Source organism: Rhizobium sp. 01N48, from assembly GCF_056399145.1.
In genome coordinates this window covers 76938-89093 of record NZ_JBFTQT010000001.1, presented here as the reverse complement: position 1 = coordinate 89093, position 12156 = coordinate 76938, and the positions used below count along the sequence as shown (strand labels likewise).

Sequence of the window (12156 nt, the reverse complement as noted above, 5' to 3'; positions counted from 1 at the left end):
GGGTGGGATTGCTTTCCTGAACGAGTGTCTTCGCAAGCTCTATACGAGCGATTGCGCCGGAAATTAAGGCAGTTCGCGGAAAGCGGCAATGGCCTGACGCCATTGTTACGCAATTGTAACCGCTTAGGAGAGCTTCTTGATCACAGGCATGACCATGACGGCGCAGACGACGAGCGCGACTGCCGCCACATAGGTGGGCGCGACGAAGCTTCCCGTGCGCTCGGCAAGCGCGCCGGCGACGATCGGACCGACGATCTGGCCGAAGCCGAAGGCCGCCGTCATCATCGCGAAAGCCCGGCGCGGGCTTGATGGTACCAGCTTGCGGCCGATCTGCAGACCGTAGGCGGTAATGGCAAGGAAGGTCGCGCCGAATAGCGCCCCGCCGATCAGCGGCGCCACCGATGGCGGCAGCATGACGGTCGCGAGCACGCCGAGCGCTTCGACCAGAAGGGCCGCCACATAGATCCAGCCGAGCCCAAGCGGCCGCACGAAAGGCTTCCACGCAAACAGCGCGACGGCAGACGTCAGTCCGGCGATCAACCAGCAGAGGAACTCGACCACGGCACCTGATGCCGCCATGCGGGCGATGGTGACGAGGAAGGTGGCGGTGATGACATAGCCGAAACCGAACAGCCCGTAGGAGAGTGTCACGAGCAGCATCGGCCGGCTCCACGTGATCGGCGGCTCCTTGCCGGTCTGCCCAATCGCAACGGGGCCCGCAGGCAAAAGCAGCCAGACGAGCACGAGGCTGATCGCCGAATAGATCGCCCCGCCGATCCAGTCGATCCGCCAGGCATCCGGGCCACCATGCGCGATGAGCCCGATGACGAAGACCATCACCGACGACAAGGCGATCCCCGCCCCCGGCCCGCCGAAATGCGCCGATTGCACATGGTCGTTGCCGGCGGCAGCGCCGTGGCTGAGCACGATGGACGAGGTGAAGATCATCGCAAACGCGCTGGCGAGGCCGGCGAGAAAGCGGATGACGGCAAAGAGCATGACGGAATGGGTCATCGCCATCGCGGCGAGCAGGATGGCGTTGGCGAGAAGTGCCGACAGCGCCACCTTGCGCTCGCGCCCCGCCGCCCAGCCATAGGCGGCGAGAACCGCGCCCACGAGATAACCGACGAAATTGGCCGACGCGATGAAGCCGGCATCGGCAGCCGACAGCGGCACGCCGCTCATCATCCCGGGCAGGATCGGCGTATACGAAAAGCGCCCGAAACCCATGGCCGCCGCCATGGCGATCATTCCGGCCAGCGCCGTGCGAAACAGGGGTGCATGAGGAAGTTCATTGCGAGCCAACATGGCTCGCTTATCGCGCCGCACACCGCGTGCCGCAATCAAGATTTTCTGATGAACTCATCAATTCCGGAAATTTTCGGCCCGCCCTTGAAACGCCATATCTTACGATATATGTTTTACGACATAATCAACGATACATCATAAGGAGTGATCGATGAGAGGTTTTAGAGGTGGAATGATGGGTGGCGGCGGCTTTCGCATGGGGCGGAAGTTCGCGGCAGGCGACCTGCAGCTGGTGATCCTGGCGCTTTTGGCCGAACAGCCGCGCCATGGCTACGAGCTGATCAAGCTTTTGGAAGAGCGCTCCGGCGGCTTCTATGTCCCGAGCCCCGGCGTCATCTATCCGGCACTGACCTATCTGGAAGAAACCGGCCTTGCCGAGGTCGAGGCGGAGGGCACGAAGAAGCTCTACCGCATCACCGAAAGCGGCCGCAAACAGGTCGAGGAGAATAGTTCCATGATCGAAATGACGCTTGGAAAGCTGGAACGCATCGGCGAGAAGATGGCGCATGTGCGCCGTATCTTCGATCCGGAAAGCCGCGGTCCGGAAAGCTATGGCAGGGAACGCGAGGAAGAAGCCTTCCCCGAGGACAAGAGCGAAGTCGTCGCCGCCCGCATGCTTTTGAAATCGGCGCTGAAGCTGCGCTATCCCTGGTCGAAGGACGAAGCCAAGCGCATCGCCGGCATCCTGGAACGCGCCGCAGCCGAAATCCTGCAGCAGCCCAAGAACGACTAATCAAGCTGGCTTCATCAAGCCGAATGAAAACGCCCTGCTCTCTGAGCAGGGCGTCTCGCATTGTAGGTCCGTTATATCTTAAGACAGATCGTCGAAGCCAGCTTTACGCCTGCCCATCCGGCAGCGTCAGGATCATCGGCCCGTTGCGGGTCGCGACCACGGTGTGTTCGTATTGCACCGTCGGCGCCTGCGGATCGGCATAGAGCGTCCAGGCGTCGTCGCCGCCCTCGGCCCATGTGGCGCCGAGCGACAGGAAGGGCTCGACGGTGAAGACCAGCCCGTCGGTCATGATCCGCTTCTCGGAAGGGTCCGGCCATGTCGAAAGTTCGCCCGGCTCCTCGTGCAGCGAACGACCGACGCCGTGGCTGGCGAGGTTCGCCACCAGCGTATAGCGGTTCTTGGCCGCGAACGCGCCGATCGCCTGGCCGATCTTGGCCAGCGGCTCGCCCGATTTCACCTGATTGAGCCCCACCCAAAGAGCCCGCTTGCCGTCACGGCAGAGCTTGTCGAGCTTCGATTTCGACGGCGGCACGACGAAGGAGGCGCCGGTATCGGAGAAGAAACCGTCCTTTTCCGCCGAAACGTCGATATTGACGAGATCACCAGGGCGGATGACGCGCGAACCGGGAATGCCGTGCGCGATCTCCTCGTTGACGCTGATGCAGGTCGCACCCGGAAACTGATAGCAGAACTCCGGCGCCGAGCGCGCGCCAGCACTTTCGAGCACCTTGCGGCCGATATCGTCGAGCTCCTGCGTGGTGATCCCCGGCTCCATGGACGACGCCATGATCTGGATCGCATTGGCGCAGATGCGGCCGATCTCTTTGAGCTTCAGGAGTTCGTCTTCAGTCTCGATAATCATGAAATTCCGTTTCCGGCCCTAAGGTTACGGCCGGTCGGCCGGCTCTCGAATCTGGAACAGAACACGACGCCGGGGGAAATCCAATTCATCCTTTACGCCATGAAGCTCCTGCTTTAGGCGCTGGCTTTCGCCCCTTCGCCGCTCTCAGTCAATGCCTTTCTGACGATCGGCGCGACTTTCGTGCCGTAGAGCTCGATCCCGCGCATGATCTGGTCGTGCGGCATCAGCCCGATCGCCATCTGCAGCAGGAAGCGATCGTTCTTGAACAGCTTGTGATGCGCGATGATCTTCTCGGCCACCACTTCAGGATCGCCGACGAAGAGCGCGCCCTTCGGCCCGCGCGAGGCGTCGAAATGCGGGCGGCTCGTCGGCCCCCAGCCGCGCTCGCGGCCGATCCGGTTCATCACTTCCGCCTGCGGCCCGTAGAACTGGTCTGCCGCCGCATCCGTCGTGTCGGCGACGAAGCCGTGCACGTTGATCGATGTCTTGAGCTTGGCCTGATCCTGCCCTGCTCGGCGTGCGGCCTCACGGTAGAGATCAAACAGCGGCGCAAACCGATGCGGCTCGCCGCCGATGATGGCAAGCGCCACCGGCAGCCCGAGCGCGCCGGCGCGCGCCACCGACTGCGGCGTCCCGCCAACGGCGATCCACACCGGCAAAGGATCCTGGAACGGCCGGGGATAAACGCCGCGCCCGTTGATCGCCGGCCGCATCTCGCCCGACCACGTCAGAGCCTCGCTGTCGCGCAGCGCCAGCAGCAGGTCGAGCTTTTCCTCGAACAGCTGGTCGTAATCCTCGAGATTATAGCCGAACAGCGGGAAGGATTCGATGAACGACCCCCGCCCCGCCATGATCTCGGCGCGGCCGTTGGAAAGAAGATCGAGCGTCGAGAACTGCTGAAACACCCGCACCGGATCGTCGGAGGAAAGCACGGTGACGGCGCTCGTCAGCCGGATGTTCTTCGTCTTCACCGCCGCCGCCGCCAGCGCCACGGCCGGTGCGGACGCCGCATAATCCGGCCGGTGATGCTCGCCCAGCCCGAAGACGTCGAGCCCCACCTGATCGGCAAGCTCGATCTCCTCGATCAGATGCTTCAACCTCTCGGCCCCTTCCGCCCCCTTGCTCCTCGAAGGATTGGGGTTGACGTCTGCGAAGGTATAAAGGCCGAGTTCCATGGCGTGCATCCCGTTGAAATCTTTAGATTGCAGATAAGGATGGCCGAGGTGGGGCGCAATGACAAATTCTAGAACGGATCGTTCGATAAAGTTGATGGGATGATGTCAGCGCACCACCAAATCCGACTCTCATTTCAATCACTTCAGAGCCTGAACGGAATCACCCTGCGAACCGCCTCGTACGCCGCATGAACCGAAGACCTCCCTCATTCCTGTCCTTGTGACAGGAATCCAGCCGACGCGCGTCCGCGCGGCGAAAAAGAGCCTTCTGCGATCAAGGACTTGATCGCGCTGGATCCCGGCACAAGGCCGGGATGAGGGTGGACGCTCTCCAAATCACATCCGCGCCAGAAGCTCGGCGAGCTGATCGGCGCATTTGCCCCAGCCCTCGTGGAAGCCCATCTCCTCGTGGGTCTTCTTGTCCTCGGCGGTCCAGTGCACGGCCGTCGCCGTGTACTTGGTACGGCCATTGCCGAGATCCTCGAGCAGCACGGTCGCCGTCATGAACGGCTTTTCGGACGGCACCCAGGCGCTGGTATAGGCGTCGGTGAAGACCAGCTTCTCGTTCTCGATCACTTCGAGATAGACGCCGCGATTGGGAAACTCTTGGCCCTCTGGGCTGCGCATGACGATGAGGTTGGCGCCGCCGGCGCGCACGTCGAGCTTGGCGTCAGATATCGTCCACGGACGCGGCACGAACCATTCCTTCATCAGCTCGGGATCGGTCCAGGCCTTGAAGATCTTTTCGCGCGGCGCATCGAATTCGCGGACGAGAATAAGCTCGTGCATGGCGGTCATGTGTCGTCTCCTGTTTCGTGAAACCTGTTCTTGATCAGTCTGTTACAAGAACGTGTGAGATGTCGCCGATCCGACAAGGCGCAAGGTTATTTCTGGAATTATTTCACCGCCGGCAGCGCCGGCTCCATCTTCAGGCTGTCGATCTGCCGGCGAATATGCGCGGCCTCGGGTGCCGAATGTGCCAGCGCGATCGCCCGATCGAAAGCCTCGCGCGCCTCCCGCGGGCGACCGATCTGCTTCAGCAGCCCACCGCGCAGGCCGTGATAATAGAAATAACCGTCGAGCTTTTCGCCAAGCGTCTCCACCAGCGTCAATGCTTCGCCCGGCCCTCTGAGCTTCGAGACGGCGACCGCCCGGTTGAGCGTAATGACCGGAGACGGCTGCATGCGCTCCAGCGCACGATAGAGCAGCTCGATCTCCTCCCAATCGGTATCCTCAGCCCTCTTGGCGCGCGAATGCAGCGCCGCGATCGCCGCCTGAAACTGGTAGCTCCCCGGCTGCCGGTGGCGGATCGCCTTGTCGAGCAAGGCCAACGCCTCGTTGATCAGCTCGCGGTTCCAGAGCGACCGGTCCTGATCCTCCAGCAGCACGATCTCGTTGTCGGCGCTGAAGCGCGCCGGGCGGCGTGAGATCTGCAAGAGCATCAGTGCCAGAAGCCCCATCAGCTCCGGTTCGCCGGGGAAGATGCGCAGCAAAAGCCGCGCCAGCCGGATCGCTTCATCGGAAAAGGCGCAGGCCTCGGCTTTGGGGTCGGCCTGGCTGTAGCCCTCGTTGAAGACGAGATAGATCATCGTCGAGACGATCGACAGCCGCTCGGCCCGCTCCGCAGCATCCGGCGTCTCGAAGGGCACGCCGGCCTTGGCGACACGCGCCTTGGCCCGCGTGATCCGCTGCTCCATCGCGCTCTCGCCGACCAGGAAGGCGCGGGCGATCTGCTGCACGGAAAGGCCGGAGACAATGCGCAAAGCCAGCGCGATCTGCTGCGTCGCCGGCAGGTCGGGATGACAGCAGATGAAAAGCAGCCTGAGAATGTCGTCGCGGTAGTTGGAGGTATCCAGCCGCTCGGCGATATCGCTCTCGGCATCCTCCGTGTCGGAGATCAACTCCTCATCCGGCAGCGCCTGGGTCTTCGAGCGCTTGCGCACCGCGTCGATACCGCTGTTACGGCCGACGAAGATCAGCCATGCCGTCGGATCGCGCGGCGGCCCCTTGTCCGGCCAGGTTCTGACAGCGCGCAGGCACGCCTCCTGAAAGGCCTCTTCCGCGATATCGAGATCGCGGAAATATCTGAGCAGCGCGCCGAGCGCCTTCGGCCGGGCGGATGACAGTGTAACGTCGATCCAGGCAATGTCTGTCATGTCGCACTTTCTCCCGGCCGGAACACGTAGAACGGCCTGATTTCATAGGATGTGGAGCCGGGATTGACTGATGAAAGCTCCTTGGAAAAGGCGACAGCCTCTTCCAGCGTGTCGAAATCGACCACGTAGAAACCGAGCAGCGCTTCCTTGGTCTCGGCAAACGGACCATCGAGCACCAGCGGCTCCTCCTTGCCCTTGCGCACCGTGGTCGCCGCCGTCGTCGGCATCAGCCGGCCGACAGGCCCGAGCTTGCCGCTTTCGGCCAAAGGCGCCTGAACCGCATAAAGCTTCGCCATCACGGCGTCCTCTTCCTCCTTGGTCCAGGAGAAAACCCGCTCTTCATCGGCATAGCAAAGGATCGCATACAGCATCTCATACTCCTCTTCCTCAATGACGAAGGAGTAACCCGCCCGCCGACAGGACGCAGCAAAAAATTGTGGAGGTCGGGGCTCGCGGTCGGGCGAGAGCGAATGCAGCACCGTTGCATTTACTGTTGCGTACTTCCGTGCAAGCGTCGCCGCATGGTCTGCTGCCGTCGATCTTGACCGGCAGGGAGACCCCGCATGAGCGCCGTCGATATTTTCGCGTGGATCGTGCTGATCGTGCTGGCGGCCAGCACGCTTGCGGTCATCCTCTTCCTGGCGATGCTGCCGGGCATGATCGCCCGCAGGCGCAATCATCCCTGGGCTCAGGCCGTCAGCGTCGGCGGCTGGGTGACGCTGCTGCTCGGCTTCGCCTTCTGGCCGCTGGTCGTGATCTGGGCCTATGTCGACGTCCCACGCGTGCCGGATGCGGAGAAGAACCGATGATCGTCGTTCTCCTCAACGTCTATCTGGTCATCCTCTTCCTGCTGGTGAAGCTGAAGATCGTGCCCTTCAACCTGTTCTGGAAGGTATCGCCGGCGCTGGTCTTCCTGTTGCTCCTGATCGGCCTGTTCATTCCGATGGGCTGGGGGGCGCCGCAGGGAGCGGCACTGGTCGTGCGCAATTCCGTGGCGATCGTCCCCAATGTCGCCGGCGAGGTCATCGATGTCCCTGTTATCGCCAACACGCCGCTGAAGGCTGGCGACGTGCTCTTCCGGATCGACCCCGTGCCCTATCAGGCCAAGCTCGATGCCCTGAAGGCGCAGCTCGAACTCGCCACCCTGAGGCTCTCCGAGACGACGCGGCTGCAAACCACGGGCGCCGGCCGCGGCTTCGATGTCGAGCAGGCGCAGGCGCAAACCGACCAGCTGAAGGCGGAGATCGCCGAGGCGCAGTGGAACCTCGACAAGACGGTGGTCCGGGCGCCCGCCAACGGCTACGTCACCAATCTCGCGCTTCGCAAGGGCGCTCGCGTCAGCAGCCTGCCGCTGGCGCCCGTCATGGCCTTCATCGATACGTCGGACACCATCATCGGCATCGAGATCGCACAGATCAACGCGCGCTACATCACCCCCGGCCAGCCGGTCGAGATCACCTTCAAATACGCGCCGGGCAACGTTTATCCGGGCAAGGTGGAGAGCGTGCTGCAGGCGGTGGCGAGTGGCCAGACGCAGACCTCGGGTCTCGCCGTGGCGCCGAAGGAGATCGCCTCCCTGCCGCTTGCCGTCCGCATCAGGCTCGACGACAAGCACTTCGCCGACGTGTTGCCGGCGGGCAGCACCGGCGATGCGGCGATCTACACCGATCACGTCACGCCGACGCACATCATCCGCAAAGTGCTGCTTCGCCAGATCGCCATCACCAACTACGTCAATCCGTTCTGAGCGCCCTCCCACAGAAGACAACTGCGGATAGCGCTTGTAAATTTCTGCTATCCCACGTTTTCGCCTCAATCCCCCCTTCTATTTGCTGCAATGCGAAATGGAGGGCAGCACTTGGAGCAGCGGCAGGAGAAGACCCGTATCGAATGGCTCGATATCGCTAAGGGCATGTCGATCATCCTGGTGGTGATCTATCACACCCTGCTCTACCACCAGTTCCACGCCATAGCGCCTGATCTCTACGCCCGCTTCAGCGCCATCATGACGCCGATCCGCATGCCGCTGTTCTTCACCGTCTCCGGCTTCCTGGCGGCATCGGCCATGCGCGCGCCGTGGAGCGATTTCCTGCGCCGCAAGATCTGGCTGCTGGTCTACCTCTTCGCCATCTGGAGCACCGCCCGCTGGCTGTTCTTCCGCTACGTGCAGCAGAACGCGCTCGTGCCGACGGAGGGCAGCGATCCCTATCAGCTGCTGGAAATGTGGTGGGCGCCGAACACCGGCATCTGGTTCATCTGGGCGCTCGCCATTTTCATGGTCGCGACCAAGCTGTTGCAATCGACGCCGCATGCGATCACCATCGCAATCGCCGCCATCGTCTCGGTCCTCACCTTCGGCGACCATATATCGATCGATCTCTTCACCCATCGCAACGTGCTGCAGTATTTCGTCTTCTTCCTGTTCGGCTGCTGGTACGGGCGCTCGGTCGTGCACCTCATCACCGCCCGCCCGCTTCTGACGGCGCTCGGCGGCTTCCTTCTGTTCTCGGCGCTATATGTGCTGCGCTGGCGGCTGCAGGCCGTCGACAAGGGCAGTTGGGCGCTGGCCTCCTCTATCGCCGGCCTCGCCTGGCTTTGCGGAACGGCGGTGCTCCTGTCGCGCTGGGAGAGTGTGCGCAATGCTTTCGCCTATTTCGGCCGCAACACGCTGCCCGTCTACGTCACCCATGTGATGATCGTCTCGCTCCTGGTCGCCACCATCGCCGCCGCGATCGGCGAAAGCGGAAAACTCGGCTATCTCACCGCGCCGCTGGTGGTGGTCATCGCCATCGGCCTGTCGCTGGCGATCCGCGCCGTGGCCGACCGCGGCGGCGCCGGCTGGCTGTACTCACCGCCCGCGAAACGCCAGCGGCAGGTGGTTGCGGCTTAACGCTAGCGAACCGCCTCGATCGAGACGGCAACGCCGCGCTGAAGTGAATTGCTGACCATGCAGCTAGCCCTTGCCTTCTCGATCACCGCGTCGGCGCTGGAGCCGTCGGCCATTTCGCAGGCGACCTGCATATGCGCGGCGGTCGTCACCAGCGGACTGCCATCGAGCTCCACGGTGACAGACACCGCAATGCTGCCGAGCTCGCACCCCATCTCTTCGGCGACATAGCGCAGGTCGTTGCAGAAGCAGCCACCGAGCGCCAGCGCCAGCAGCTGCGCACCGTTGAAGCCGAGCCCCTGCCCGCCCGCCTTGCCCTGCGGCCTGTCGACGACGAGCGTATGGCCGCCGGCCCATCCCATCGCCGCCTGGGTTCCCGCGACATTGCGCAGCTCGACCGTCATCGACACCATGCCCGCTCCTCCACATGTCAAGATTGGCAGGCATTGTAGAACGATCGGCGGAGCCGTCAAAGACGCCGCCGGCGCACCCGCATCAGGCGTCGCTAAGCGTCCGCTTCACCGCGCTCCGCCAGCCCTTGAGCTTTGCCGCGCGGGTCTTCTCGTCCATATCGGGCTCGAAGCGGTTGTTGCGCTTCCAGTTCTTGGCGAAAGCCGCCTTGTCGGGCCAGACACCCGCGCGGCTGCCGGCGAGCCAGGCGGCGCCCAGCGCCGTGGTCTCGAGGATCACGGGGCGGTCGACCGGTGCGTCGAGAATGTCGGCCAGCCGCTGCATCGTCCAATCGGAGGCCACCATGCCGCCGTCGACGCGCAACACCGTTTCGTCGACGCCACCCTTCCAGTCCTTGTGCATGGCGTCGAGCAGGTCGCGCGACTGGTAGCAGACCGCCTCGAGTGCTGCGCGGGCGAACTCCTTGGGGCCGCTGTTGCGTGTCAGGCCGAAGATCGCGCCGCGGGCGTTCGCATCCCAGTGCGGCGCGCCGAGCCCGGTGAAGGCGGGAACCAGATAGACCTCCTGCGAGGGGTCGGCGGCATCGGCCAGTTCGCCGGTCTTCGACGCGCTGTCGATTATGCCGAGCCCATCGCGCAGCCACTGAACGGCCGCACCCGCAATGAAGATCGAACCCTCAAGCGCATAGGTCGTCTCGCCATCCAGCCGGTAGGCGATGGTCGTCAAGAGCCTGTTTTTCGAGCGCACCATGTCGGCGCCGGTGTTGAGCACGGCAAAGCAGCCGGTGCCGTAGGTGGATTTCATCATGCCCGGCTCGAAGCAGGCCTGGCCGATCGTCGCCGCATGCTGGTCGCCGGCAACGCCTAAAATCGGGATCGCCGCGCCGAAGATGTGAGGCTCGGTAACGCCGAAATCGGCCGCGCAATCCTTCACCTCGGGCAGCATCGCCGAGGGAACGCGCAGGATTTCGAGCAGGTCCTTGTCCCATTCGTTGCTGCCGATGTTGTACATCAGTGTCCGCGAGGCGTTGGTGGCGTCGGTGACGAAGCTCTTGCCGCCGGTGAGCCGCCAGATCAAAAACGTGTCGATCGTGCCGAAGCAGAGCTCGCCCTTGGCCGCCCGCGCCCGCGCACCCTTCACATTGGCCAGCATCCAGGAGAGCTTGGTACCGGAGAAATAGGGGTCGAGCAGCAGGCCGGTCTTCTTGGTGAAGGTCTTTTCCAGATCCTGCTTCTTCAGCTTGTCGCAGTAGCTTGCCGTGCGGCGGTCCTGCCAGACGATCGCGTTGTGGATCGGCTTGCCGCTCTCGCGCTCCCAGACGACGACGGTCTCGCGCTGGTTGGTGATCCCGAGTGCTGCGATATCCTTGGCGCTGATCTTCGCCTCACGGATCGCCATCTTGATGGTCGAGACGACGCTGTCCCAGATCTCCTCCGGATCATGCTCGACCCAGCCGGATTGCGGATAGATCTGCTTGAATTCCTTCTGGCCCGCGCCGGCGATCTTCATCTCGCCATCGAACACGATCGCCCGCGTCGACGTCGTCCCCTGATCGATCGCCAGTACATACCCCGCCATTGTCATCCTCCCATGAACTGCTTCGAATTGAATGAATAATGCAGGCAAACGAATGTGAAAAGAAACAAAAGTGAAATTCCTTTTCCGCCAGCCTTCTCCTGCTTCACTCGCGTCACGCGCTAGATTGCGTGGCGAGACTATCCGCGCAAGACCGATACACAAGGTTTCCACCTTCTATCGTAGCCAATTGCCAGCCCAACCGATTCCGGACTACGCTCCTCACAACCGCGTCGAAGGACAAATCGGAGAACCTCATGGCCAGAACAGTCGTCGTCACCGGATCCACCAGCGGCATCGGCCTGGCGATCGCCACCGCGTTTGCCGGCAAGGGTGACAACATCGTCCTCAACGGCTTCGGAAAGCCCGAGGAAATCAAGGGCATAACCGAACGGCTTGAATCACTCTCCAAAGCCGGCGTCATTCATCACCCGGCCGACATGACCAAGCCCGACGAGATCGCCGACCTGATCGCCACCGCCGCCAAGACCTTCGGCAGCGTCGACGTGCTGGTCAACAATGCCGGCATCCAGCATGTCGAGAAGATCGAGGATTTCCCGATCGACAAGTGGGATCAGATCATCGCGATCAATCTCTCCAGCGCGTTTCACACGATGCGCGCGACAATCCCGCTGATGAAGGAGAAGAAGCACGGGCGTATCATCAACATCGCCTCGGCGCACGCCCTCGTCGCCTCGCCGTTCAAATCCGCCTATGTCGCGGCAAAGCATGGTATACTCGGCCTGACGAAGACGGCCGCACTTGAGCTTGCCGAAACGGGCGTGACCGTCAACGCCATTTGCCCGGGATACGTGCTGACCCCGCTGGTGGAAAAGCAGATCCCGGATACCGCCAAGGCGCGAGGAATGACCGAGGAACAGGTCAAGACCGAGGTGATCCTGAAGGCGCAGCCGACGCATGAATTCGTCAAGGCCGAGGAGATCGGTGCCTTGGCGCTTTATCTCGCCAGCGACGAAGCCCGCCAGGTGACGGGCACCCACATCTCGATTGACGGAGGCTGGACGGCGGCATAACCATTTCAAATAAAG

The 12156-nt window shown here is 62.8% G+C and carries 13 protein-coding genes; 5 read left to right on the top strand and 8 right to left on the bottom strand.

Annotated features, from left to right (window positions below; genetic code table 11):
• Positions 1-123 precede the first annotated feature (123 nt).
• Positions 124-1308, bottom strand: a complete 1185-nt coding sequence (locus AC1DOG_RS00470; RefSeq protein WP_477926417.1) for a YbfB/YjiJ family MFS transporter — start codon at positions 1306-1308, stop codon at positions 124-126.
• Between the two features lie 151 nt (positions 1309-1459).
• Between AC1DOG_RS00470 and AC1DOG_RS00465 the strand changes: the two genes are divergently transcribed.
• Positions 1460-2041, top strand: coding sequence for a PadR family transcriptional regulator (locus AC1DOG_RS00465; protein ID WP_047506258.1), 582 nt, complete (start codon positions 1460-1462; stop codon positions 2039-2041).
• Positions 2042-2144: 103 nt separating this feature from the next.
• On the opposite strand, the gene map is transcribed toward AC1DOG_RS00465, so the two are convergent.
• The 5 genes from map to AC1DOG_RS00440 all read right to left on the bottom strand — a co-directional run bounded on the left by map (position 2145) and on the right by AC1DOG_RS00440 (position 6605).
• On the bottom strand, positions 2145-2903 hold the full coding sequence (gene map, locus AC1DOG_RS00460; protein WP_047506259.1) for a type I methionyl aminopeptidase: 759 nt from the start codon (positions 2901-2903) through the stop codon (positions 2145-2147).
• Positions 2904-3016: 113 nt separating this feature from the next.
• Positions 3017-4078 carry an LLM class flavin-dependent oxidoreductase gene (locus tag AC1DOG_RS00455; RefSeq protein ID WP_477926416.1) on the bottom strand — a complete coding sequence of 354 codons (1062 nt, stop codon included), beginning with the start codon at positions 4076-4078 and terminating at the stop codon, positions 3017-3019.
• A 336-nt stretch (positions 4079-4414) separates the two neighbouring features.
• Entirely contained in the window at positions 4415-4876 is a 462-nt protein-coding gene (locus tag AC1DOG_RS00450; protein WP_112536870.1) for an SRPBCC family protein, read from the bottom strand.
• A gap of 98 nt (positions 4877-4974) precedes the next feature.
• The gene (locus AC1DOG_RS00445; protein WP_289727067.1) at positions 4975-6234 is read right to left on the bottom strand and encodes an RNA polymerase sigma factor; all 1260 of its coding nucleotides are present in this window, start codon (positions 6232-6234) and stop codon (positions 4975-4977) included.
• Entirely contained in the window at positions 6231-6605 is a 375-nt protein-coding gene (locus AC1DOG_RS00440; protein WP_018897284.1) for a YciI family protein, read from the bottom strand. The genes AC1DOG_RS00445 and AC1DOG_RS00440 overlap by 4 nt, the downstream gene beginning before the upstream one ends.
• Positions 6606-6797: 192 nt before the next feature.
• On the opposite strand from AC1DOG_RS00440, the gene AC1DOG_RS00435 reads away from it, so the two are divergent.
• From AC1DOG_RS00435 to AC1DOG_RS00425, 3 genes are all read left to right on the top strand, one after another.
• Complete coding sequence (locus AC1DOG_RS00435) at positions 6798-7043, top strand: DUF3302 domain-containing protein (protein WP_413396627.1); 246 nt, start codon at positions 6798-6800, stop codon at positions 7041-7043.
• Positions 7040-7981 carry an HlyD family secretion protein gene (locus tag AC1DOG_RS00430; RefSeq protein ID WP_477926415.1) on the top strand — a complete coding sequence of 314 codons (942 nt, stop codon included), beginning with the start codon at positions 7040-7042 and terminating at the stop codon, positions 7979-7981. Before AC1DOG_RS00435 ends, AC1DOG_RS00430 begins: the two co-directional genes overlap by 4 nt.
• Positions 7982-8092: 111 nt before the next feature.
• A complete protein-coding gene (locus tag AC1DOG_RS00425) occupies positions 8093-9124 on the top strand; it encodes an acyltransferase family protein (RefSeq protein ID WP_477926414.1) in 1032 nt (343 codons plus the stop codon).
• A 2-nt stretch (positions 9125-9126) separates the two neighbouring features.
• Here AC1DOG_RS00425 and AC1DOG_RS00420 read toward each other — a convergent pair whose 3' ends face one another.
• On the bottom strand, positions 9127-9534 hold the full coding sequence (locus AC1DOG_RS00420) for an OsmC family protein (protein WP_477926413.1): 408 nt from the start codon (positions 9532-9534) through the stop codon (positions 9127-9129).
• 82 nt (positions 9535-9616) lie between these two features.
• On the bottom strand, positions 9617-11110 hold the full coding sequence (gene glpK / locus AC1DOG_RS00415) for a glycerol kinase GlpK (protein WP_477926412.1): 1494 nt from the start codon (positions 11108-11110) through the stop codon (positions 9617-9619).
• A 254-nt stretch (positions 11111-11364) separates the two neighbouring features.
• Between glpK and AC1DOG_RS00410 the strand changes: the two genes are divergently transcribed.
• Positions 11365-12141 (top strand): 3-hydroxybutyrate dehydrogenase, encoded by a 777-nt coding sequence (locus tag AC1DOG_RS00410; RefSeq protein WP_477926411.1) that lies wholly within the window; start codon positions 11365-11367, stop codon positions 12139-12141.
• Positions 12142-12156 lie beyond the last annotated feature (15 nt).